The sequence below is a fragment of the Rhizobium sp. CSW-27 genome (genome assembly GCF_018760785.1).
Taxonomy (GTDB): Bacteria; Pseudomonadota; Alphaproteobacteria; order Rhizobiales; family Rhizobiaceae; genus Neorhizobium.
In genome coordinates this window covers 39,135-63,138 of the sequence record NZ_JAHHZO010000007.1, presented here as the reverse complement: position 1 = coordinate 63,138, position 24,004 = coordinate 39,135, and the positions used below count along the sequence as shown (strand labels likewise).

21 protein-coding genes are annotated in these 24,004 nt (G+C 64.0%); 6 read left to right on the top strand and 15 right to left on the bottom strand.

Annotation, left to right across the window (positions count from 1 at the left end; genetic code table 11):
* Nucleotides 1–8 precede the first annotated feature (8 nt).
* Nucleotides 9–1,097 carry a substrate-binding domain-containing protein gene (locus tag KLP42_RS14795; RefSeq protein ID WP_215567518.1) on the top strand — a complete coding sequence of 363 codons (1,089 nt, stop codon included), beginning with the start codon at nt 9–11 and terminating at the stop codon, nt 1,095–1,097.
* Between the two features lie 393 nt (nt 1,098–1,490).
* On the opposite strand, the gene KLP42_RS14790 is transcribed toward KLP42_RS14795, so the two are convergent.
* The 6 genes from KLP42_RS14790 to KLP42_RS14765 form a co-directional block, all read right to left on the bottom strand.
* Nucleotides 1,491–1,991 carry a hypothetical protein gene (locus KLP42_RS14790; protein WP_215567517.1) on the bottom strand — a complete coding sequence of 167 codons (501 nt, stop codon included), beginning with the start codon at nt 1,989–1,991 and terminating at the stop codon, nt 1,491–1,493.
* 91 nt (nt 1,992–2,082) lie between these two features.
* Nucleotides 2,083–2,949 (bottom strand): ABC transporter permease, encoded by an 867-nt coding sequence (locus tag KLP42_RS14785; protein ID WP_215567516.1) that lies wholly within the window; start codon nt 2,947–2,949, stop codon nt 2,083–2,085.
* Nucleotides 2,946–3,878, bottom strand: coding sequence for an ABC transporter permease (locus KLP42_RS14780; RefSeq protein WP_215567515.1), 933 nt, complete (start codon nt 3,876–3,878; stop codon nt 2,946–2,948). The genes KLP42_RS14785 and KLP42_RS14780 overlap by 4 nt, the downstream gene beginning before the upstream one ends.
* Entirely contained in the window at nt 3,875–5,527 is a 1,653-nt protein-coding gene (locus KLP42_RS14775) for a dipeptide ABC transporter ATP-binding protein (RefSeq protein ID WP_215567514.1), read from the bottom strand. Before KLP42_RS14775 ends, KLP42_RS14780 begins: the two co-directional genes overlap by 4 nt.
* 12 nt (nt 5,528–5,539) lie before the next feature.
* Nucleotides 5,540–7,123 (bottom strand): ABC transporter substrate-binding protein, encoded by a 1,584-nt coding sequence (locus KLP42_RS14770; protein WP_252193010.1) that lies wholly within the window; start codon nt 7,121–7,123, stop codon nt 5,540–5,542.
* 66 nt (nt 7,124–7,189) lie between these two features.
* The gene (locus KLP42_RS14765) at nt 7,190–8,083 is read right to left on the bottom strand and encodes a carbon-nitrogen hydrolase family protein (protein ID WP_215567513.1); all 894 of its coding nucleotides are present in this window, start codon (nt 8,081–8,083) and stop codon (nt 7,190–7,192) included.
* Between the two features lie 150 nt (nt 8,084–8,233).
* On the opposite strand from KLP42_RS14765, the gene KLP42_RS14760 reads away from it, so the two are divergent.
* Nucleotides 8,234–9,139: a LysR substrate-binding domain-containing protein gene (locus KLP42_RS14760; RefSeq protein ID WP_215567512.1), complete on the top strand. Its 906-nt coding sequence runs from the start codon at nt 8,234–8,236 to the stop codon at nt 9,137–9,139.
* A gap of 87 nt (nt 9,140–9,226) precedes the next feature.
* Here the strand turns inward: KLP42_RS14760 and KLP42_RS14755 are convergent, their stop codons facing one another.
* The 7 genes from KLP42_RS14755 to KLP42_RS14725 form a co-directional block, all read right to left on the bottom strand.
* Nucleotides 9,227–10,258 carry a LacI family DNA-binding transcriptional regulator gene (locus tag KLP42_RS14755; RefSeq protein ID WP_215567511.1) on the bottom strand — a complete coding sequence of 344 codons (1,032 nt, stop codon included), beginning with the start codon at nt 10,256–10,258 and terminating at the stop codon, nt 9,227–9,229.
* A gap of 12 nt (nt 10,259–10,270) precedes the next feature.
* Nucleotides 10,271–10,888 (bottom strand): dual specificity protein phosphatase family protein, encoded by a 618-nt coding sequence (locus KLP42_RS14750; protein ID WP_215567510.1) that lies wholly within the window; start codon nt 10,886–10,888, stop codon nt 10,271–10,273.
* 24 nt (nt 10,889–10,912) lie between these two features.
* Nucleotides 10,913–11,758: an inositol monophosphatase family protein gene (locus KLP42_RS14745; protein WP_252193009.1), complete on the bottom strand. Its 846-nt coding sequence runs from the start codon at nt 11,756–11,758 to the stop codon at nt 10,913–10,915.
* A 66-nt stretch (nt 11,759–11,824) separates the two neighbouring features.
* Nucleotides 11,825–12,937, bottom strand: a complete 1,113-nt coding sequence (locus KLP42_RS14740; RefSeq protein WP_502941306.1) for an ABC transporter substrate-binding protein — start codon at nt 12,935–12,937, stop codon at nt 11,825–11,827.
* An 86-nt stretch (nt 12,938–13,023) separates the two neighbouring features.
* Entirely contained in the window at nt 13,024–14,133 is a 1,110-nt protein-coding gene (locus tag KLP42_RS14735; RefSeq protein ID WP_215567509.1) for an ABC transporter ATP-binding protein, read from the bottom strand.
* Between the two features lies 1 nt (nt 14,134).
* On the bottom strand, nt 14,135–15,961 hold the full coding sequence (locus tag KLP42_RS14730; RefSeq protein WP_215567508.1) for an ABC transporter permease: 1,827 nt from the start codon (nt 15,959–15,961) through the stop codon (nt 14,135–14,137).
* A gap of 268 nt (nt 15,962–16,229) precedes the next feature.
* Nucleotides 16,230–17,150 carry a LysR family transcriptional regulator gene (locus KLP42_RS14725; RefSeq protein WP_215567507.1) on the bottom strand — a complete coding sequence of 307 codons (921 nt, stop codon included), beginning with the start codon at nt 17,148–17,150 and terminating at the stop codon, nt 16,230–16,232.
* Between the two features lie 212 nt (nt 17,151–17,362).
* Between KLP42_RS14725 and KLP42_RS14720 the strand changes: the two genes are divergently transcribed.
* From KLP42_RS14720 to KLP42_RS14705, 4 genes are read left to right on the top strand one after another with little or no spacing between them, the layout of a single operon-like run.
* Nucleotides 17,363–18,550 (top strand): MFS transporter, encoded by a 1,188-nt coding sequence (locus KLP42_RS14720; protein WP_215567506.1) that lies wholly within the window; start codon nt 17,363–17,365, stop codon nt 18,548–18,550.
* Between the two features lie 35 nt (nt 18,551–18,585).
* Nucleotides 18,586–20,073 carry a carotenoid oxygenase family protein gene (locus KLP42_RS14715; protein ID WP_215567505.1) on the top strand — a complete coding sequence of 496 codons (1,488 nt, stop codon included), beginning with the start codon at nt 18,586–18,588 and terminating at the stop codon, nt 20,071–20,073.
* A 58-nt stretch (nt 20,074–20,131) separates the two neighbouring features.
* A complete protein-coding gene (locus KLP42_RS14710; RefSeq protein WP_215567504.1) occupies nt 20,132–20,794 on the top strand; it encodes a glutathione S-transferase family protein in 663 nt (220 codons plus the stop codon).
* Between the two features lie 36 nt (nt 20,795–20,830).
* Complete coding sequence (locus KLP42_RS14705) at nt 20,831–21,253, top strand: GlcG/HbpS family heme-binding protein (RefSeq protein ID WP_215567503.1); 423 nt, start codon at nt 20,831–20,833, stop codon at nt 21,251–21,253.
* 255 nt (nt 21,254–21,508) lie between these two features.
* Here the strand turns inward: KLP42_RS14705 and KLP42_RS14700 are convergent, their stop codons facing one another.
* A complete protein-coding gene (locus KLP42_RS14700) occupies nt 21,509–22,357 on the bottom strand; it encodes a fumarylacetoacetate hydrolase family protein (protein ID WP_215567502.1) in 849 nt (282 codons plus the stop codon).
* Between the two features lie 41 nt (nt 22,358–22,398).
* Nucleotides 22,399–23,976 carry a bifunctional 3-(3-hydroxy-phenyl)propionate/3-hydroxycinnamic acid hydroxylase gene (locus KLP42_RS14695; protein ID WP_215567501.1) on the bottom strand — a complete coding sequence of 526 codons (1,578 nt, stop codon included), beginning with the start codon at nt 23,974–23,976 and terminating at the stop codon, nt 22,399–22,401.
* Between the last annotated feature and the right edge of the window lie 28 nt (nt 23,977–24,004).

Below are 24,004 nucleotides of genomic sequence, written 5' to 3'. Positions count from 1 at the left end.
AGGAAACCATGCTGAAGAGAGCAATTGCCGTATCCGTCGTGGCGCTGACGGCCGCCATGCCCGCCTTTGCCGACGCGATTTCGGATGCGAAGGCCGATGTCCAGAAATATGCTGGCGAGAAGAAGACCTGGGATGGCCCGACCAGCGGCCCGACGGCTGCCGCCGGCAAGAAGATCGTGGTGCTCGCCGCCGACATGAAGAATGGCGGCATTCTGGGTGTCACCAACGGTATTCGCGAAGCCTCAGCCAGGATCGGCTGGCAGGTGACGGTTCTCGATGGTGCGGGTTCGGTCCAGAGTCGCGCCGGCGCCTTCGGCCAGGCACTGGCGCTGAAGCCGGACGGCATCATCATCAACGGCTTCGATGCCGTGGAACAGCAGGCCGCCCTGAAACAGGCCTGCGACGCGGGCATACCGATGGTCAGCTGGCATGCCGGCCCGGTGATTGGTCCGGACCCGGCCAATTGCCTGTTCGCCAATGTCTCGACCGATGCCATGGAAGTCTCGGCTGCGGCCGCCAAATGGGCCTTCGCCGATGCCGGCGGCAAGCCCGGCGTCGTGATCTTCACGGACTCAACCTATGCGATTGCCATCGCCAAGGCGAACAAGATCAAGGAAACGATCGAGAAACTCGGCGGCAAGGTGCTGGAATATGTCGACACCCCGATTGCCGACACCTCCAACCGCATGCCAACGCTGACCACCTCGCTTCTGCAGAAATATGGTGCAAGCTGGACGCATGCGCTGGCGATCAACGACATCTATTTCGACTTCATGGGGCCGAGCCTTGCCGCGGCTGGCATTCCGGGAGACGGCGCCCCCAAAGCGGTTGCCGCCGGCGACGGCTCGGAATCCGCCTACCAGCGCATCCGCTCCGGTCAGTATCAGGCAGTGACTGTCGCCGAACCGCTCAACCTGCAGGGCTGGCAGTTGATCGACGAGTTGAACCGGGCCGTCAGCAAGGCCAAATGGTCCGGCTACACCTCCCCGCTGCATGTCGTCACCAAGGCGAACATTAACTCCGATGGCGGCGACAAGAACATCTTCGATCCGGGCAACGGCTACCGCGACCAGTATGCCAAGATCTGGGGCAAGTAAGCCTTCAGCCCCGCGGCCGGCGCAGGCTCCTTTGCGCCGGCCGCAACCTTCTGTCCGCGTGAACTGGAAGGGCGTGGTGAGTGAGTTTATGAAACCCCGTCGCAGCGGACTGACAAGGCGCGCTTGACATACTGCGAGCCGCAATGGAGGCGGCGTCGGCCATGGGCCAGCCGCAATGCGTCATCCTCCTTGACCGGAGCGGCGGCGTGTTCCGGTCGTTCCCGCAGCCGCATTTCCGTCTGGCTGCGTCCGACAACGGGCGGCTTGGCCGTCGGCACACTCGCCTTGATCACGCCGGCGGTTCTGTCTTCGGGACATTGAGAGATCCGAGCCTCTCCGGCACCGAGGCCGGGGATGGAGCCCCCCTCCCCTTTGTCCCGCTGACCCGTGAGCCTATGGAAGCGGTGCGCCGATCCTTTCGAAGGTCTCGAAAAAGGCTTTCGAAACGCCATCCGGTGCCTTGCCGACGCCCCAGCGCATCAGCGTCGAGGCGCCCGGGGAAAAGCACCAGTACTGGCCGACAATGACATCGCCGTTCAGCAGTTCGAGCACCTGGAACTCGTGGGCGGAAAGCTGGCGGATGCGGATTTCGTTGTAACGGGCATTGCCGGAGATGGGGCCGGTGACATCATCCAGCGTCGCATCGAACTGGTTGATGTAGAGCTTGTCGACATGCGTGTCGTTCACACCCTTGTAGGCAAGAAAGTTCGGCTCGAAACGCATGGTGAGTGTGAGGCGGAAACCCTTTGGGAAAAGGCCGTTGCTCCAGTAGCTACGGGCCTCGACGGAACGATAGACGCCGCTCAGATGCCCGTTGTCCCAGTGTCCGGCGGATGGTTCCAGAAGCGGAGCGCCCGTCGCCAGGCTTTCGATCAGGAAGTCGGTGTGGTTCATGATGAAGATCCCATCGGTTGGTGGTCGTGGTGGTGCCGTCGCGCCTGTCATTCCCAGCGCGGCGTTCATTCGACGGATGGAGTGGAAGCGTTCAGCCGGTGCGTGCTCCGGCACTGCGCAATGTCGGATCGAGCTGATCGCGCAGCCAGTCGCCGAGGATGGAGACACTGAGCGCAAGGCAGAAGATGATGCCGCCTGGAAACATCGTCAGCCACCAGGCTGTCGTCAGGCGGTCGCGGCCATTGCTCATGATCTCGCCAAGGCTGGTCATCGGCGGCTGGACGCCGAGTCCCAGGAAGCTCAAGCCTGTTTCCAAAAGCACGGTCAGCGGCAGGTTGATGGTGAACTGCACAAGGATCACACTGAAAATATTCGGCAGGATGTGGCGCAGATAGATGCGGCTGGTGGATGCCCCCAGAACGCGCTCGGCGGTCACATAACCGCGTTCCCTGACCGAAAGGGTCGCTGCCCGCACGAGACGCGCATAGGTTTCCCAGCCGGCAAAGCCGATCATGATGATCAGGAGTGTCAGGCTGCTCTTGAAGATTGCCAGAACAAACAGGGCAATGATGATGATCGGGATCGATGCCTGGACATCGACGGCCATCATGATGATGCCTTCGGCCCGTCCCCGCCTGCCGCCGGCTATGAGGCCGAGAACTGAACCGAGCACTGCGCCGATCAGCGTTCCAGTGACGGCGACCAGTAGGGTGACCTGCGCGCCTGCGGCAAGCCTTGCCACCAGATCGCGGCCGCGATCGTCGGTCCCGAGAAAATGGTCGGGAGAACCGCCCAGGAAGCTCGGCGGCTTCAGGCGCGCCAGAAGCGAGGTCTGGCGAAAGTCGAAATTGGTCAGCAGAGAGCCGAACAGCGCAAACAGCACGAACAGCCCGATGAAGGTGATGCTGATCCGCACGGCTAAGGGCATGGCGGACCAGATGATGGAAATGCGCTTCATGCCGAAGCCCTCCGGATTCTCGGGTCGAGGACCGTGTAGAGAATATCGACCAGCAGATTGGCGATCGTCATCGAAAGCGCCACCATCAGCACCAGGAATTGCACGACCGCAATGTCGCGCGTGGCAACGGAGCGGACGAGCAACTGCCCGACGCCGGGCCAGGCAAAGACCTGTTCGGTCACTACCGCACCGGCCACGATCCCGCCCAGACTGAGGCCCAGCATCGTCACCACCGGAATGGCGGCGTTCGGTACGGCATGACGCAGCAGTCGGCGTGTCGCCGGGACGCCGCGCGCCTTCAAGGCCCGCATGAAGGGCTGGTTGAGCGTCTCCAGCAGCGAAGAGCGGGTGAAGCGCGCGAAGGCGCCCATATGGGCAAGCCCTAGCGTTGCCGCTGGTGGCAGCAGCGTCAGAAGCGACATGCTGTTGCCCGCCGCTGCGCCAAAGAAGATGCCGAAGCCGAACGCGCCGACGAGAATGACGATCAGCCCGAAAAAGAAGTTGGGCATGGCAAAGGCAAAGACGGAAAAGCCCATGACCAGCCGGTCGATGACGCTGTTGCGCTTCAGCGCTGCGGCGGTGCCGATCGCCACCCCGCACACAAGCGCAATAAGAAGCGCCGTTCCGCCCAGCGCAAGCGTTGCCGGCAGGCGATCGAGGAAGATTGCCGCCGCCGACCGACCCGTGTGGATCGAATAGCCGAAGTCGCCGTGCGCCAGATTGCCGAGATAGCTCATATATTGCACCGGCAGGGGCTGATCGAGGCCCATCTTCACCCGGTAGGCTTCGACCACTTCGGGGGGCGCATCCGGGGGTGCCAGCGCCTCCGCCGGATCGCCGGACAACCGGATGAACATGAAGACGATCGTCACGACGATCAGCAGGGTGAGGATGGACCGGCCCACGCGAAAGAGGATCATGCGCGTCATGCGGGTTCTCCCACCGTTCCGGTTCTGTGGCGACGCTCAATAGCAGTCCGGGCAAGGCCCGCCTTGTCCGGAAGGCAGTCGAGCAGCATGTGTGTGTAGGGGTGTTGTGGATCGCCGAACACGGACTCTGCCGGCCCCTGTTCCACGGCCTCGCCCTTCAGCATCACCGTCACCTCGTCGCAGATCGCCGCCGCAACGCGCAGATCATGCGTGACGAACAACATCGCAAAGCCGAGCTTTCGCTGCAGTTCGGCAAACAGGCCCAGAATCTGTGCCTGGATCGACACATCGAGTGCCGAGAGGGCCTCATCGGCGATCAGGATTTCCGGCTCGACCGCAAGCGCGCGGGCAATGCAGATGCGCTGTTTCTGTCCGCCGGAAAACTCGTGCGGGAAGCGATCATAGGCCTGCTGCGGCAGGCCGACCAGATCCAGCATGCGGCGCGCTTTCTCCTCGGCATTGCGCGGAGAGGTGCCGTGGATGATTGCGCCTTCCGCGATGCTGTATCCGGCGGTCTGGCGCGGATCGAGTGCCCCGGCCGGATCCTGCTGGACCAGCTGGATGCGCTTGCGCATCGCGCGCGACAGACCGGAAGTGACATCGACGCCATCCAGCAGGACGGTGCCGCCCGACAGTGGCTCCAGTTGCAGCAGCCCCTTGATGAAGGAGGATTTTCCTGAACCGCTCTGCCCGACCAGGCCATGAGTCTGCCCGCGTGCAAGCCGCAGCGACAGGCCGCGCACCGCATGTACAGGACGCTTCTTGAAGAGGCCGACGGGCTGCTGATAGGTCAGCGAGATATCTCGTGCTTCCAGCAGCACATCACCCCTCCCCGCGTGCCGCGGCCGGTCATGGCTGCCGGGCAGGCTTTCCAGCAGCTGGATCGTGTAGGGATGCCGCGGGCGGGCGAAGATGGCATCCCGCGTTCCGCTTTCAACCACCCGCCCCTGCTGCATGACCATGACACGATCGGCGATATCGGCGACGACGGCGAGATCGTGGGTGATGAAGATCAGTCCGGCCTGGGTCTCGGCCTGCAGAGCGCGTATCAGGCGAAGGATTTCCGCCTGTGTCGTCACGTCAAGCGCCGTCGTCGGCTCGTCGGCAATCAAGAGCGAAGGATGCAAGGCCAGCGCCATCGCAATCGCGATGCGCTGCGCCTGTCCGCCCGACAACTGGTGAGGGAAATAGCCGTGGATACGCTCCGGATCCGACAGCTGCACCGCGGCGATCATCTCGAGTGACCGTGCGCGACGCAGGCGGGCGTCCCTGATGCCATGGACCAGAAGAAGCTCCTCGATCTGGCGCCCCACCGACATCACCGGATCAAGGCTTGTGCCCGCTTCCTGAAAGATCATGCCGATACGGCTGCCCCTCAGCTTCTGCATCAGGGCCGGCCTGCTACGGGGAAGCGCCTCGGCCTCGAAGCGGATCTCGCCGCCAGTCTGCGTCAGGCCGTCTGGCAACATGTCGAGGATGGCCTGGGCCGTGATCGATTTACCGGACCCGCTTTCCCCGACGATGCACAGGCACTCACCGTGCCGGACATCCAGATCGAGATCGCTGACGGCAAACGGGCGGTCGGCCTGTGGCGGAAGGCTGACCGTCAGTCCGCGAATGGAGAGCAGGCAGGGATCGTGCGTTTCCACACTCGGCCTCCGCTATTTGACGGTCATGAAGCTGCTGTCGAAGATCGTCAGCTGCGAGCCGCCCGGGTTCCACTTGAACTTGTCGGAGATTGCGAAAGTCTGCACGTTGCGCCACAGGTAGAAGCCGGGGGTCACGTCCTCCCAGTCCTTGACCAGATCGAGATAGGCGGCTTTCTTCTCCTCGAAAGTCTGCGCCCGTTCGAACCGTTCACCGTCCTTGATGAAGGGCTCGCTCGGAACCCATGTGCGATGGCTCGCCGTCACGCGGCTGGAGGATGGCCCCCAGTCCAGCCAGAGTGGCCGATAGGGATCGCCGGTGAATTCCGAGGACATCGACATGTTCAGCAGGTGGAAGGGCCGCTTGTAGGCAAGCGAGAAATTGTCGACGACGTTGAGCTGGACATTGATGCCGATCTCGCGCCACATCTCGACCATATATTCGGCCGCCGTCTCGTAATTGGGATAGAAGCCGCGCACGATGTTCCAGATCAGCGTCTCGCCGTTGTAGTTCGTCTTTGCGAGCAGGGACTTGGCCGCTTCCTGATCATAGGCGTACCGAGCCTTGCGTGACGGATCATAATAGGCGCCGTATTCCGGGAAGTTGAAGGGAGCCAGCGTGATCGTCAGGTCCCCCCACAGCGCCTTGGTGATTGCCGGGCGATCGATCGCCATGACCATGGCCTTGCGAAGATTGGCATCGACCAGGGGATTGGCGTCCATGCCGTCGATGGTGAGCGTGTTGAAGGCCGCCATCGGATAATTGCCGATCTGCGCGACGATCAGCGCCACATCCTTCATGGCCCGGACCTCGTTCAACTGATCAACGGGGACATCGACGATCATGTCGTAATCGCCGGAGGCAAGGCCGGCAAGGCGCGTGGAATATTCAGGCACGATCTGCCAGGTGACGCTCTTCAGTGGCGGCTTGCCTGCCCAGTAGTCATCGAATGCCACGCCCTTGGCATGGCTGGAGGGGTCGAATTCAGTGATCTTGTAAGGGCCGGTACCGATCGGGTTCTGGCCGAAGGCGTCGGTACCGGCCTGCTCGTAATAGGCCTTCGGCAGGACATAGCCGATCGGTGTCGTCAACCGGTTGACGAAGGTCGAATCCGGGAAGGCAGTCTCCAGTTCGACGGTGAAGTCATCTATGGCTTCGACACGCACAAGGCCGCGGGCATAGTTCTTGCCACGCGGCGCAAGCGGCTTGTCGCCCCACAGGCGTTCTGCCGACAGCGAGAAGGCCACGTCGTGCGCCGTCATGGCATCGCCGTTCTGGAACTTGACCCCCTTGCGGATATGCAGGGTCCAGACATTCGGCTTGGTCTGCTCCCAGCGCTCGGCAAGCCAGGGGACAAGCGTGTTGCCTTCCGCGTCCTTGTCGTAGTTTCGCCGGATCAGCGTGTCGAACACGTTGCCATAGACACGCCCGCCGGTCGTGGAAATGCCGATCACCGGGTCGAGCGTGGTCCAGAGGTTGTCGACGGCGAAGGTGAAGTCCGGCCGCTCGCCCTCTGCGGCGCGGACCGCCCCGAGAGGCAGCGCCGCACCGATGGGAGCGGCAAGGCTGAGAGCAACGAAGGTTCTACGTTTCATCATGGCATGCTTCCCTCTGAAGGTGTTTATACGACCGGTCATGAGCCTGACCGTTGATGTTGCGCCTGGTCAGGCGGCAGAAACGGGTTGCGTCTCCTTGTCATCCGGATGGAATGCGTAGCTGCGTTCATTGGCCAGCGACGGGACGGAGCGACGCGTGGCCTCGACCTGGGCAAGGTCAAGGTCCACGATGGACAGGCCGATCTCCTTGTCCATGTCGATCAGCACCCTTCCCCAGGGGTCCACCACCAGGGACTGGCCCCAGGTCTCGCGCCCATCATCGTGCTGGCCGCACTGGGCGGCCGCCACCACGAAACATCCGTTTTCGATTGCGCGGGCGCGCAGCAGCGTTTCCCAATGGGCGGCACCTGTGGACATGGCAAAGGCGGAGGGTACAAAGAGCACCCGTGCCCCCGCTTTTGCATAGCCCCGATAAAGATGCGGGAAGCGGACGTCATAGCAAATGCTCATGCCGAACGCCCCCCAGGGGGTGAGTGCCAGAACGGCCTCTCCGCCTGGCGCATAGCGGTCCGATTCGCGGCTCGGAGCCTGACCGGGAAGGTTCACGTCGAACAGGTGGATCTTGTCGTAGCGCGCGACTGTTGCACCCGACGGATCGATCAGATGGCTGCTGTTCGAGAATCGCTGGTCCGCTCCACGCGAGAGCGGCGTGGAGCCCGTATGGATCCACAGCCCGTAGCGGGCCGCGAGCCGCCGCGCGGCAGCCAGGAAGGGATCGTGTGCCTCGTCCGTCACCACCAGCCGGGCCGCGGCGACATCTCGGTTGAGAAGGCCGGAGGCCTCGGGCAGTGCCAGCAGTTCCACCCCGTCTGCATGCGCCTGCGCAGCAAGCGCTTCCAGCATCTCGATATTGCGCTGATGCGTGTTGGACGAGCACATTTGCGCCATGCCGAGTTTCAGCATCGCCCTGTCGTGCGATGCACCGGTTCCCACGTCACCCATTCTTCACCTCAGCCATATCTGCCCCAAAAAGCGGCGCGCCGAATTTTGCGTCACAAGCAGGCTAAGTCGAGAAATCCGGCAAAAAAAGTATAAAATTTGCGCTGTTCGTCTATATTGCTCACATGAATTCTGGTTTCTGAGGTAAATCCGTTGGCTAGGGATCGTCTGCCGCCTTTGCGTGCTCTGCGCATGCTGGAATCCTTCCTGCACAGCGGTTCCGTGACCGCGACCGCGCGGGAGCTCAACGTGTCTCATTCGGCGGTCAGCCACCAGTTGAAGCAGATCGAGGATTGGGCGGGGATACGGCTGGTGCGCCGGGACGGACGGCAGGCCGTGCTGACGGAGGCGGGCGAAAGCCTGTCCCGCGTCATCAATGAAAGCTTCGGGGCCATTCGCCACGAACTTGACCGGCTGACCATGCGCGAGGATCTGCCGGTATCGGTCGCCGCACTCAGGATCGTCTTCCCCAACTGGCTGCTGCTGGCCGTCAACGATTTCATGGCCGCGCATCCCGGCCACTCCGTCTATCTTCAAGAGCAGATATCGGACCAGCCCGTTTCTCCCGAGCCGGACATCGCCATCGGTTTCTCCCTGAGCGGCGAGATTCCGCAAGGCACAAGCCGCATCATTCCCGGCCGGGCCGTGCCTGTGTGCTCTCCCGCATTCCTGGCCCGCCATCCGATCGAAAGTCATGCCGACATCGCATCCTCGACACTCCTTCAGGATGAGGACAAGCGCATGTGGCGCACCTGGTTCGAGATGGCAGGACTTGACGGCGGTCCAGCGGGCCCAAGGGGAAGATGCTATCTCTCCGGCTCGGCGCTTGCGGTGGAAGCCGCCCTTGCCGGCCTCGGCATCGCGCTTTGCCGCGAGGCCCTGATCCGCCCGCATCTCGAAAGCGGCAGCCTCGTCGCCCTCTCCCGTCTCGGTATCGACGACCAGGCCTGCTACTATCTCATCGTGTCCCAGCGTGGCGAAAGCCGCTCATCGACTGCCAGACTGGCGCAGTGGCTGAAGGACGGTGCCGTCCGAAGTTTTGGCCGGTTGTCTGCCTGAAGGGGTCAGCGGGCAGCGCGAAGCCCGCTTCACACGACTGCGGAACACCTATCTGTCGGATCTGGCCCGGCGGTGTGCAGGCGGCACTTACGCGCCCGTGATGCTGGCCGGGCGGACGCTGCCGCGCCAGACCGGGGGGACGGCGAACAGGTGGTGCGCCTCGGTCCGCTCCGCCTCGCCGGATCGCTCCAGCAGGGAGGCGATGGCCTCGGCCATCTCGGCAAGCGGTTGGGCGAAGGTGGTCAGCCGGTAGCTCGACCAGCCGGCCATCTCGATATCGTCGAAGCCCACGACGCAGAGGTCCTGCGGGATGGAAAGGCCGAATTCCTGGCGGGCAGCGTCCATGAAGCCGCAGGCGATCAGATCGGTCGCGCAGAAGATGCCGTCCGGCCTGTCGCGGGCCGCCAGCAGCCGGCGGGCCGCCTCCACACCGGTGGCATAGCTGGTCGGACCGGCGCGCAGCACGCGGCATTCGTGACCCGCCGTCTCTGCTGCGGCCTCAAACAGGCGCTCGCGTGCCGTCAGGCTGGGCGAGCCGATGGTGGAGGAGATGACCGCCAGCCGCCGGCAGCCGGCGCGCGCCAGCATGTGATGCGCATCCGCCATGGCGCCGGCATGGTCGACGGAAATATGGTCGGCGCCTGCAAACTGGCCGGCGCGGTTGACCAGGATGACATGCTGGCCGCTCTTGACGCAGGTATCCACCAGCGAGGCGGGCGGCGTGCCGGACAAGACGATGGTGGCGGAGGCGCGGTAGTTCAGCGTCTGGCGGAGTGCTGCACTGGCGGTCGCCTCGCCGCCTGCCGTGTTGATCAGCATGACGGCGCGGCCGGCCAGTTGCAGACGCTGCGTCAGCGCATCCAACAGCTTCGACTGGTAGGGGGCGTTGAGATCGGCGCCGAGAATGCACACAGGCCGGCTGCGTTCGGTGGAAAGACCGCGTGCCAGATGGTTGACGTGGTAGTTCAGCTGCTCGGCTGCCGCCAGCACCCGTTCGCGGGTTTCCTCCGACACGCTTGCACCCGGCGTAAACGTGCGCGAGACGGCGGAGCGGGACACGCCGGCAAGGCGTGCCACCTCGGCGGCGCTGGCAATGGTCTTCGGCGTCTTTCCGGTCATCCGCAGTCCGTCTCAGAGGCCGTAGCCTGCCTGTTTCAGAAGCTTTGCCATGGCGGCGGCCCGTTCGGCAAGATGCACCAGTTCCGGCTTCGGCGTCTCATGCCATTCATCCGGATGCAATGATCGGGCCTGCCGCACATGCGCGATGGCATCGGCGAGCGCCGGATAGCGATCGGGAAATTCCAGATGCAGGAACAGCGCGACGAGCGAGACCGAGCGGCTGCGTCCACCCCGGCAATTGACCAGCACATGGCCCTTTTCGCGCAGCGGATAGGACGGCTTGTCCGGCAGTTCCTGATCGAGGAGGGAGCGCAGCAGGTGGTAGCCGGCCAGCATCATCACCTCGGGATTGCCGGGACCGTCGACGAGGCCGAGCTTGTAATAGCGGACATGGCCGGCGCCGTGCCGCAGAAGGTGGGTCGAGACGCCGGTCTTCGCCACATCGACCAGGTCGATGTCGAGATTGACGGCACAGTTCAGCACCACCTTGATGCCGTGTTCGGCCAGAAGCTCCGCATCGGCCGCGCCATCGGAGCCGCCGACATAGAGATTGATGCCCCAGCCGGGCAGGTTTTCGGCGATCAGGCTGATCGGCGGGCGGGGATAGTGCTTGGTGGCATGCGCAGACATTGTATTGTCGGCCTTTCGATTGGGTCAGGGAGCAGACGGAGCAAGCGGCATGGCTATTGCCGCTGAAAGCGCTTCCGCGATGGCGGGGGCCGCAGCAATGATCGGGCCGCCTTCGGCAATGGCGGCATGCGAGGCCGGAAACAGCCCGATGCGGCCGCCGGCCTCGTGCACCATCAGCAGGCCCGCCAGACAATCCCAGGCGTTCATATGGGCTTCGATATAGGCATCCGTGCGGCCCTCGGCGACCCAGGCCAGCGCCAGCGCGCCCGAGGCGCCGCGGCGGATGTTGGCGCCGGTTTCCAGAATGGCCGCGAAGGTTTTCATGTACGCGGCGTTGCCGATGCGCGGCGACCAGCCGAGCTCGATGGTCGCCTGGGCCAGGTCCGGCGTCGCGGCGATGGAGAGCTGTCTGCCGTTCTTGGTCGCGCCATGGCCGCGCCTTGCAAGATAGAGTTCGTCCGTCACGGGATTGAAGGTGGCGCCGAGTTCCATCACACCTTTCCGGACGAAGGCCATAGAGACGCAGAAATGATCGATGCCGCGGGCGAAATTGGCGGTTCCATCGATGGGATCGGCGACCCAGAGGTTCGACCTCTCCACCGTGCCGCCGGTTTCCTCGCCGAGCAGCCCGTCGTCCGGCAGAGCCATCGCCAGTTCGGCGCGGATATGCGCTTCCACCAGACCATCGGCCTCGGTAAGAAAATCCTGCCGGCCCTTCAGGCTGAAATCGCCCGGCTTGCGGCTGCGATAACAGGAGAGCGCGAGCGCTCCGGCCCTGTGGATGATGTCACGCAGCACGGTCTCGCGTCGGTCCATCTCGTGCTCGGCGCTCTGGGCATGCACCAGGATGTCGGTCTGGGTATGGGTCAAGGGAATGTCTTTCCGGATTTTGAAGGGCCGCCCGAAGCGTTCCGGACGGCCCGTCCCTGAAGGGGATCACTTTTTGTAGTTCAGGCTCCACAGGTCCTGCCAGTCCTGCCGGCGCTGCCAGTCGTCTGCGGCAGTCGCGGCGTCATAGCCCATGATCTGGTTGCTGATCCTGGCGATGCCGGAGGGTTCGTCGGCCGGCAGCGTCACCTTGACATTGGTGGACATCTTGCCGTCGTCGGCCTGGGGCGCAATGCCCTCGGCGGTCATCATGTAGTGGATGAACAGCTTTGCCGCATTCGGGCTCTTCGAGCCGCTGGCAATCAGGCCGAGCGAGGGATAGCTCCAGCCGGCAAAGGGCTGCAGGCCGGCGCAGATGCCGAGCTTCATGCCGTTCTTGTTCTCGCGGTACTTGGCGGTGCTGACGAGGCCGACAAAGGCCTCCTTCACATCCGGGGCACCGACGGCATCGGCTGCCGCACCATCGGAATCTGTCAGCAGCGGGCCATTGGCGGCGAGCGCCTTGACGAAGGCGGCGGTGGCGCTTTCCTCGCCGGCCGGCAGCGGCTTGCCGAATTCGGCCTCATAGGCCTTGGCCAGGTCCTTGTCGTGATGCTTGGCCATCTGGTTGAACCAGTCCGTATAGGAAGGCTTGCCCACCGGGTCCTGCATCGAGACCTTGCCCTTCCACTTCGGCTCCGTCAGCTGCCAGATGTTGGTGACCGGGCACGACGCGTTCAGCGCCGTGTTGTAGGTCCAGACATTCGGCGCCAGGATCACGGTCAGCGGGTTCTGGTAGGTGGCCGGAATGTCGGCGGCGAGATCACCGGGTACCCAGCTCGTCGCATAGCCCTTGGCGATCAGCTGTTCCTGGGCGGCCGGGGCATCGGAGATGATTGCGACATCGGCCTGCACGTTCTTGGCCTGCGCCTCGCGGCTGACGATTTCGAGGATATCCGGCGCCTTGGCTTTGGTGCCGATCGCCTGCACGCCATACTTGGCGGAAAAGGCCTTGGCCTGTTCGACGATCTTGCCGGTGGAGTCGTAGACATGGATCGGGCCTTCCTTGCGGGCGGCGGCGATCAATGCGTCGAGATCGAAAGGTTCGGCGGCCGTTGCGCCGGAAACGGCGGAAAGGCAGGCCGCGAATGCCAGAAGGCTGGTCTTCATGGAAAAGGTCATGGTCGTCTTCCGTTGAGGTTGAAAAGGGGACTGACCGGATGTTCGGCCAGGCATGCTGGCGACCGCGGCCTGCCGCGGCCACCGTGTCAGGCGGCTTCGCAGAGGCCGTAGCCGGGAATGGCAAGACGCCGGCCCTCGGCGTCGAACAGGTGCAGCGCCTCGTCGGGCAGCAGGCAGCCGATCCGTTCGCCGGGCTTCACCTTCGGGCGGCTCTGGGTGGAGAAAAACAGGCGATCGGCGCCATGCGCCAGTTCGATCACCCAGCTGCCGCCGGTCGGCATGATGCCGGCGACGGTGACGCACAGCGCATCGCCGGAAACTTCAGGGACGAGCCGGATTTCCTCCGGGCGGATGCCGCAGACGCTTGCGCCCGCGGCCTGCGGAAGGCGCGCGGCAAGATGGGCCGCAACGCTCTCCCCTGCCCTTGCCGGCGTGTCCGCGAGGTTCACCATGTTGATGCGCGGATTGCCGATGAACTCGGCGACGAAGCGATTGGCGGGACGGGCATAGATCTCGTCAGGCGAGCCAACCTGTTGCAGGCGGCCGCGATCCATCACGGCAATGGTGCTCGCCAGCGTCATTGCCTCCCACTGATCATGGCTGACGAAGATGATCGTCGTGCCGAAGGTTTCGTGAATGCGCCGCAGTTCGGCGCGCATCTCCAGGCGCAGGGCCGCATCAAGATTGGAGAGCGGCTCGTCAAGCAGCAGGACATCCGGGTTGATCGCCAGCATGCGGGCAAGCGCCACGCGCTGCTGCTGCCCACCGGACAATTGGGCCGGATAACGCTCCGCATAGTCGGCGATCTTCAGCTTGGTCATCACGTCGCGGCAACGCGCCTCGCGCTCGGCGGGCGAGACATTCTGCAGGCGCAGGCCGAAATCCACATTGCGCGCCACCGTCATGTGCGGCCAGAGCGCATAGTTCTGGAAGACGAGGCCAACGCGGCGGCGCTCCGGCGGCACGAAACGCGCCTGATCGACACTGTCGACCGCCTCGCCATCCATCAGGATGGTGCCGCCCGTGGCGTGCTCGATGCCGGCGATCATCCGCAGGATCGTCGTCTTGCCGCAACCGGAAGGGCCGAGCAGGCACAGAAATTCGCCGTGCGGCACGGTGAGGCTGACGCCGTCGACGGCAGGGGCCGCGCCCTTGCCATAGGTCTTGGTCAGGCCTTGAAGAAGGATGTCCGGCATGTCAGCTCTCCAGTCCGCGGGCAAGTCCCGTGCCGCAGATCCGCTGGATCAGCACGGTTCCAAGCCAGGCAATCAGGGCGATCATCAGCACCACCGCATTGGCGGCCTGATCGTAGTTGTAATCCAGCAGGCGCAGCGAATAGGTGGTCAGCACGTCGGTGGCCGGCACGGCCAGGATGACGAAGAGGCTGACGCCCTTGATGCCCGAGATGAAGGGCAGCAGGATTGCGGTTGCGAGCGGCCCGGCCTGGATCGGGATGACGATGCGGCGCATGCGGGTGAGGAAACCGGCGCCCGCAACGCGCGCCGCCTCTTCCGGCTCGCGGCCGAGCTGGGTCATGGCCGCAATGCCGGAACGGCTGGCAAAGGGCATGTTTTCCGCCACCAGCGCCAGGATCAGGATGAAGGGCGTACCGTAAAGCGCCGGGATCGGTCCGCGGCTGACGGCAAACAATGACAGGAAGGCGGCGGCAAAAGCGATGCCCGGCACCAGATAAGGCAGGAAGGTGATCTGCCGCAGCACCTGGCCGATCAGCCGCACCGGGCTTCTGAGCACCGCATAACCGACCAGCAGGCCGAGCGTGCCGGAAATGGCCGCGGCAATGCCGACGATGCGCACGGTATTCCAGGCGGCAGCCCAGAATTCCGGTGTCAGCAGGATGCCATTGCGCAGCGCGACCGTATGCAGGTTGCTGCCAATCCAGAAGTCGAGGGTGAAATTATCCGGCGTGAAGCGGCCGGGCAGGATCATCACGGTGGAAAGAAACAGCGTCAGCAACGGCAACGCCACGCCGATCAGCACCACGGCGGCCGGCAGCAGAGCCGCCAGATGCCGCAGCCGGCCGAGCGACTGGCGGCGCTGCAGGCCGCCCTTGCCGCCGACGGTGACGAAACGGCGCGCCTCGCGCATCATCCGCAGGTCGATCATCAGCGTGACGACACCCATGATCATGATCGCGCCGGCGAGCACCGCGGCGACCCCTGTCTGGCGTGAGGAAAGCGCCCGGTAGAGCCCGGTCGACAGCGTGTCGTAATTGACCGGCAGGCCGAGAATATAGGGCACCGCGAATTCGCCGATGCAATCGGCAAAGATCAGCAGCGCCGCGGACAAAAGCGCGGGGCGAACCAGCGGCAGCACGATGGAGAAGGCGATCATTCGCGGGCCTGCGCCGAGGATGCGGGCGCATTCCTCCATCTGCACGTCGAGCCGGTGCAGCGCATTGCCGACGATCAGGACGACCAGCGGCGTGTAATGCAGCACCAGGATCACAATGATCGGCAGCGTGCCATAGGCCAGCCAGTTGGGCGTCGCAAAACCCATGGCCTGCAGCCAGCCCGGCTGACCGCCCACGACGCCGTTCTTGAAGATGGTGGTCCAGGCCAGCGCAAAGGTCCAGGTGGGCAGCATGAAGGGCACGACGAGGGCTGTGGCGAACCAGCCGCGGCCGACGAGATCCGTCCGGTTGACCAGCCAGGCGAGCACGACGCCAAGGCTGACCGACAGTGCCACGGTGCCCGCGGCAATGGTCAGCGTATGGACGAGCGGTCCCCAGAGCAGGATGCCGGACATGCGCGAGGCAAAGGCGCGGGCGAGATAATAGAGGGTGAATGCCCCCTCCCCCTGATGCAGGCGGGCCGAATCCCCCGGCTGCACCACGACCGCCTGCAGCAGGATCGAAACCACCGGCGCAACGATCAGATAAGCAAAGGCAAGGGTCAGAACAGCGCCGATGGCCAGTGCCGGCTCGTGCCGCATGACGGCGACCATGCGTGCAAGACGTTGAAGCGGTGCCGGATGGCGAGCGGTGGGTTCCAGCGCATGTACCATCCTCCGGCTCCTTCTCTTCGTGTCAAACATCTCGAGCGGCAGGGCGTCTTCCTTCGTCCGCCGGTCGAGGGACGGTTAAGGCCGCGAGATGACAGGGCGATGACAATTTGCACCTATGTGCAAAATTTATCCGCCATCTGGATCTCTTACATGGGCTGCACACCAGGAGTTCTGCGACTGTCTCGCAGGATATCAGTCGGATTTGAGGCTATCTTCTTGCATGCGTGTGCACGGATGTTGTGCAGCAGATGCCCGTTACCCCCGCCGGTCAGTTGCCGTCTCGCGGTGCGCGGGCCGCCTCCAGAATGGCGCCGCGCAGCCAGCGATGCGACGGGTCCTCGTCCAGGTAGCGCGGCCACACCATCACTTCGCAGACAGGCTGCATGTCGAAGGGGGCTGCAAACAGCCGCACGGGAAAGCGCCGCGCCATCTCCTCGGCCATGCGGCGGTGCATGGTGACGATGCGCTCGGTTCCCATCACCAGAAGCGGTGCGATGCTGAACTGGTCGATGGTGCATTCAACACGGCGCTGCCGGCCATAGCGCGGCAGGAACCATTCCTCGAAGGCCAGGCTCGTTTCGTCGCCCAGCCGGATCGACACGTGGCCGCGATCGAGATAGGCGTCCATCGTCAGGGCGGCGATGTCGCGGGCCGCCTCGGCGCACATCATGCAGACATGCTCGTCGCGCAGCACCTCCACCTGCGGATGCTGCAGGCGGCTGGCATATTGTTCCGGAATGATCAGCACGTCGATCATGCCCCGTTCGAAGACCTCGATCACCTCCAGCGGCGCGCGGCGGATATCAAGGCGCATGCCGGGCGCGGTGGCGGCAAGCCCGCGCACCACTTCGGCAAGCAGCACGTCCATCATGTAATCCGAGGCGGCAACCGAGAAACTGCGCGACACCGATGCCGGCTCGAAGACCGGCCGAATGGCGATCGCCGAACGCGCCCGCATCAGGGCATCGCGCACCGGTGCCACAAGGCTCTGTGCCAGCGGCGTCAGTTCCATGCGCCGTCCCACCTGCACCAGTAGGCTGTCGCCGAAATAGTCGCGCAGACGGCCCAGCGCCGCGCTGGTGGCCGACTGGCCGATATGCAGGCGTTCGCTCGCCCGCGTCACGTTCCGTTCCTCCAGCAGCACGTCGAGAACCACCAGAAGGTTGAGATCAAACCGGTCCAGCCGCATGCCTGCCTCCTCTTCCGCCTGGTATCGATACTATCAATGGTTTGGATGAATACAATCTGTTTCCTTGGTTATTTGACGAAAGCTAAGTTTGCGACAGGTCACGGGCCGGCGGGAGGAGAAGCCGGACGGGCCGGAGTTTCGTGCACGTGAGGATCGCCAGGTCGAAGGTCGATCCGCCGTCGCCGCAGCCCCATCGGTCAACGGAGGAGCACATGAACAAGCTGAACAGCATGGCCAGCTACACGACGCTGAGCCTCTGCCACATGGCAGGCATGATCGATCTGGCGGCACTGCCGCTGTGGGTCGGCAGCCTGATGAATTTCTACGGTCTGACGGCACCCCAGGCGGGTCTGGTCGTCACCACCTTTCTGGCTGGCGTGGTGGCGGCGAGCGCCATCTTTGCGCCGCGGTTCAACCGCCTGCCGCACCGCATCGTCGTGCCCGGCGGCTTTGCCGTCTCGGCCTGCGCCTTTCTGGTCGCATCCTGGCTGAAGGCGCCGGCCGTCGACGTCTATCCCTTCCTGCTGCTGCATGCGATTGCCGGGCTTGGCGCAGGCGCGGCCCTCTCCGTCACGCACGGCACGATCGGCCTGACGACCAATCCGCACCGCCTGTTCGGGGTGGTCAACGTCACGCTCGGCCTGCTTGCCATTGCCATGTTTGCCGTCCTGCCGGGGCTGATTGCAAAGCTGGGCGGACAGGTTCTGTTCCAGGGCATGGGTGCGACCATGGGGCTTGCCGCCCTCGTTTCCCTGGCGCTGTTTCCGAAGGTGACGCCTCCGGCGGCAACCGACAGCGGGGCGAGCCGCGAGACCGCGCGCCGACCGCTGCCCAGGGCCGCCTGGCTGATGATCCTCACCGTCATCTGTCTGACACTCAACCAGTCGACGGTCTTCTCCTTCGTCGAGCGGATCGGGATGGACAATGGCTTTGGCATGGAGCGCGTCCAGTTGATCCTGGTGGTGATGGGGTTCGTCAACCTCGTGCCGGGCGTGCTGGCGGCTGTCTTGCAGAAGCACCTGTCACCGATTGCGGTGGGCGTTGCCGGTCCGCTTCTGCAGGCGGTCTGCGCTCTCAGCATGACGGGTTCCACGGCCTTCGCATCCTATGCGGTGCCGGCGGTATTTTACGTGTCGCTCGTCATCTTCACGCACACCTTCCTGTTTGGCCTGCTGTGCCGCATCGACACGACCGGCCGGGCCGTGGCGGCGACGCCTGCGATGATGATGTTCGGATCGGCCATGGGGCCGGTGCTTGGCGGCATGATCGTTGCGGCTGTCGGCTACCGCGGCCTTGGCCTTTCCGTCACCTGCTTTGCCGCCATTGCCATCACTGCCGTGCTCCTGGTGCGTCGGGACCTGGCGCGGACGGCGGCGAAGCCGGCCATGGCAGCGGCCTGACATCACCCTCTCCGATAACCTGATGGAGGATCATCATGAACCAGCATGTCAATCTGCCCCCGGGGCTGCAATTCCCGGATGACGTCGTATTCAACGGTTATGCCGCGCCGGTGCGCATCGAAGGCGAAGTGCACGATCTTGAAGTAATCGGCCGCATTCCCTCCGAGCTTGAAGGAATGTATATCCGCAACAGCGCCGACCACACCTATCCGCCGCTGCACGGCAAGGACATCTTCCTGAACGGCGACGGCATGGTGCATTCCGTGCGCATCCAGAACGGTCATGCGGACCTGACGATGCGCTATGTGCGCACCCGCAAGTTCCAGCTGGAGCGGGCTGCCCGCCGTGCTCTTTTCGGCGCCTATCGCAATCCCTTCACCGATAGCCCGGAAGTGAGCGGCGAGGATGCCAACACGGCCAATACGTCTGTACTCTGGCATCACGGCAAGCTCTATGCGCTGAAGGAATCCGGCCGTCCCTACGAGCTTGATCCCAACGATCTGACCACGCGCGGCGAAGTGGATTTCGGCGGCCAGCTGAAAAGCCGCACCTTCACCGCCCATCCGAAAATCGACCCCGTGACCGGGGAATGCGTTGCCTTTGCCTATAACTGTGAGGGCATCGCCAGCGACGAGATCGAGGTCTATTCCATAGACAAGGAAGGGCAGTTCACCCGCACCGAACGCTTCAAGGCCCCCTATTGCTCGATGGTGCATGACTTCCTGGTGTCGCGCAATTTCATCGCCTTCGTCATCTGCCCGATGGTCTGCGAATGGGACCGGGTGAAAAAGGGCGAATCCTACTGGCACTGGGACAACCAGAAGCAGACCTATATCGCGGTCATCCCGCGTGACCAGGGTGTTTCCGCCATCCGCTGGTACACGGCGCCCAAGATCGCCATGCAGACGCATACCTTCAATGCCTGGGATGACGGCAGCCGGCTGGTGCTCGATCATTTCGTCAACGAATCCGGCTGGCTCAGCCAGTTCCCGGATATTCACAACCCGCATGCGCACGAACTGCCGCCGTTTGGCGAACGCTGGATCGTCGATCTCTCCACCAAGGGCGGCGACGTCACGGTGGAGCGTTTCATCAACCACATCGGCGAGATGCCGGTGGTCGATCCGCGCTTTTCCATGCGCCGCACGCGCCATTTCTGGTTTGGCACCAATCATCCGGCCCGCTGGCCGATGCTGCCGCCCGGCCCGAAGGGCCCGCCCTTCACCTGCCTTGGCCATTTCGACGAGGAGACCGGCAAGATCGAACTCTTCTACGCCGGACCGGATTCCTCGCCCGAAGAACCCTGCTTCGTGCCGCGCAGCCCGGATGCGGAGGAAGGCGACGGCTGGCTGATGACCATGGTCGGCCGCCGCGCGGAAAACCGCACCGATCTCGTCATTCTCGATGCCCGCAACCTCGCGAAGGGGCCGGTCGCCATCCTGAAATTCCCCTGCCGCGTGCATGAAGGCTTCCACGGCATCTGGGTGCCGGGCAACGCTTTGGGTTCGGACCGCGGTTTCTGACGACAGATCAGCCGGCCGTGCCACTCGGCACGGCCGGATCATCAGGGAGGAAAACACCATGATAACCTTGTATGGCGACGTCACCCGCACCCGTGCCAACCGCTGCAGCTGGATGCTGAACGAGACCGGCATCGAGTATCACCGCGAGCCGGTCTGGTTCCATCCCGGCGCGCCCAAGCCAGAGGCATTCCTGGCGCTCAATCCGAACGGCAAATGCCCGACGCTGGTGGATGGCGAAACGGTTCTGTTTGAATCGCTTGCGATCAACCTCTACCTGGCCAAAAAATATGGTGGCCTTCTGGGGCCGCAATCGATCGAGGAAGATGCCCTCATGACGCAGTGGTCGTTCTGGGTTGCCACCGAAATCGAGAAGCCATTGCTTCTGACATCGGCGGTCCGCTACCTGTTCGAGCCGCACGACCCGTCTGGTGACGAGACCGAGATAACCTTGCGCAAGCTTGCCCGGCCGTGGGCGGTGCTCGATGCGCATCTGAAGAACCGGGATTTCATGGTTGGCGACCGCTTCACCGCTGCCGATCTGAATGTCGCTGCCGTCATGCACTTCATCCCGATCGCCGGGATCGACATTTCAGCCTGGCCTGCCATGCAGCGCTGGCTCGACGCCTGTCTCTCCCGCCCCGGCGCCATCGATACGCGAAGCGTGGCCTTCCGTGTTCCGCGTCCCTCCACATCCCGCGATATTTTCGCGATGTTCATCTGATCGTCGCCTTGTCACACATTGGAACCAGAGCTCATCATGCTGTCACTCTCAATCGCATCCGCCATCATCGACGAAGCGCTGGCCGAGGCCCGCAGACGCAGCTTTCAGCCGCTTGCCGTTGCGGTGCTGGATGCCGGTGGCCATCTGATCGCCTACAAGCGTGAGGACGGTGCCGGCATCGTCCGCTTCGACATCGCCTACGGCAAGGCCTGGGGCTCGCTCGGCATGGGCTTTGGTTCGCGTGAACTCAGCCAGCGGGCGGCGAAGAACCCGACCTTCATCACCACGCTGACCTCCGTCAGCGGCGGGCGGATGATCCCCTCCCCCGGCGGCGTCCTGATCCTTGACGCCGACAAAAAAGTGCTCGGCGCCATCGGCATCTCCGGCGACGTGGGCGACAATGACGAGATTGCGGCCCTGGCGGGTATCGCCAAGGTCAACCTTTTCCCCGCGCCCTGACCCTCACCTCCCGGGACAGGATGCGAAGAAGCCCCCTGCGGCCGTGAACGATCCGGCTGCAGGGGGCTCATTTATTTCGGCATACCGAAACAGTTCGCGAATGCGTCGGCAAGTTGGCCGAACAGAGCGCACACCGACTGTTTTTGATGCTGGAGTGATTGCCGTTCTTTCTGCCAGAGCTTGGAGCGAGAATTCGACCGCGACAACGGAGCCACATGATCGTGCGGCCCCGCTGCGCTGTCGCTCTGTCTCAGGTCAGCCCTGCTCGTCCGTGATCGGATTGCGCAGGACACCGAGCCGGTCGATCTCGACCTCGACAATGTCACCCGGCTTCATCCAGAGCGGCGGGGTGCGCTTGGCGCCGACGCCACCGGGCGTGCCGGATGCGATCACGTCGCCGGCTTCCAGCCGTGTGAAGCTGGAGCAATATTCGATCTGCCGGGCGATATCGAAAATCATCTGGCTGAAGGTTGCGTCCTGCACCACCTCGCCGTTGAGGCGCGTCTGGATGCGCAGTGCATCGAGCGGGCCGAGTTCGTCCGGCGTCATCATCCAGGGGCCGAAGGCGCCCGTGTCGGGGAAATTCTTACCCGGCGTGAACTGGTGCGTATGGCGCTGGTAGTCGCGCACGCTGCCGTCATTGTAGCAGGCAAAGCCGGCGATGTGGCCAAGCGCATCCGCGCGGGAGATGTAGCGGCCCGGCTTGCCGATGATGACGGCGAGTTCCCCTTCATAGTCCAGTTCGGTCGAAACCTTCGGCCGGATGATCGGCTTCAGGTGACCCGTCTGGCTGTTGGAATAGCGCGCGAAAATGGTCGGGTTCTCGACTTCGGCGCGGCCGGTTTCCTTGCGATGCATCTCGTAGTTCAGCCCGACGCAAAGGATCTTGTCGGGGTTCGGAATGACCGGCAGCCATTCGATCTCCGAGAGGGGGAACGCGGCGGCCTTCCCCGCAGCCTCGGCAACACCTTCGAGGCCTGAGGTCACGGCCGCCTTCAGGTCCGCATACCGGTCGGCCAGGACGGCACCGGCATCGCGGAAGGTCTCGCCTTCGATCACGCCCCAGGTGGTGCGTCCAGCTAGTCTGACGGTGGAAAGTCTCATGCGGTTACTCCTTCAAATCGGTTGAGCGGATGCCGGGTGTCTCAGGCGAGACGCGCACCGAGATCCTGTATCTGTTGGTGAAGAGCATCGAGGTCGGCAGCGGCCCCGAAGACGTAATGATCCGGCCGCACGAGCGCGGCGACGGCGCCATGCCGTTCAAACCAGCCGGTCAGGACGCCATCCTTTTCGTGCAGCGCCGCGCCGTCGGCCGTATCCGCGCCCTCGGGGGCGACGGCAACAACCCTCAGCCCTTCGATTGCGGTCGCAAGCGCCTTGCCCTGCGCCTGCGTGACCCGGCGACCGTCCAGCACCAAACGCCAGGTCGGGCCGGTGAAGTGATCGAGAAGGCGGCTTTCGCCGTTCTCGAGGATCGCCGGCTGCGGGAAGAGCAGGCCGCGTGCCGGCGTGCCTTCCGCGGCGATCAGACCCGCCTCGATCGGCGGCACGATCTCCTGGCGGGTGATCACCAGCGGCTTTCCACCGCCATCGGCAAGGATACGAGCATCGCGGGCAGCCGCAGCCTCGGGGTCGCGTTCGCAGATCGCCTGACCGATGGCCTTGATCCGGCCCGTCAGCGTCTCGACATGGCGCTTGCGCTCCTGCGTGTAACTCGCCAGCAGGCTTTCCTCCGACTGGCCTTTCAGGATGCGGTCGAGCCGCCAGATCAGGTTGGACACATCACGCAAGCCCTGGCACATGCCCTGGCCGATGAAGGGCGGCTGCTGGTGGGCGGCGTCGCCGGCAATCACCACCCGGCCCTTTGTCCAGTCGTCTGCCACCAGGGCGTGGAAGCGATAGGCGGCGGCACGCCACAATTCGCCATCCTCAGGCGTCAGCCACGGCGACAGAAGCCGCCAGACATTCTCCGGCAGGGCCATTTCCCGTGGATCTTCACCCGGCAGAAGCATGATTTCCCAGCGGCGATGGTTTTTCGGCCCCATGACGAAGCTTGCGGGACGGGCGGGATCGCAAAACTGCGCAGAGGTCTCCGGAAGCTTGGCAAGCCCCGCCTCATTGACCAGCACGTCGATCACGAGCCACGGCTCGTCGAACACCAGATCCTCCAACTTGATGCCGGCAAGCTCGCGCACCCGGCTCGATGCGCCATCGCAGCCGATCAGGTAGCGTGCGGCGACCATCCGGGTCTCGCCCGTGGCCTCTTTCAGCGTTGCGACGACCTCGTCTTCGCGGATGTCGAGGTCGATCATCTCGACGCCGAGCGAAACCGTGACGCAATCGAAACTCTCGGCATGGCTGCGAAGCACCGCCTCGACGGGCGGCTGGGTGAAGACCATGCTCGGCGTGTAGCCGAGCGGGTAGGGTTCCGGCACCATGTCGATGCGGCGGATGAGCTGGCCCTTGGCGCCGAAATGCTGCGAGGCGGTGAAGGGAGCGATGTAAGGCATCACCTGATCGGCAACGCCCATATTGTCGAAGTGGCGCAGGATCTCATGGTCGATCGCGATGGCGCGCGGTTTGTCGTAGATGTCGGTCAACCGGTCGACGACCAGTGTGGAGTGACCGCGCGCGCCCAGCATGCCGGCGGCAACGGCGCCGGCGGGGCCGAAGCCGACCACCAGCACATCATAACGGTCTGTGATTGCAGTCTCTTTCGTCACGGATAAGCCTCTTGCATAACGGGGACGG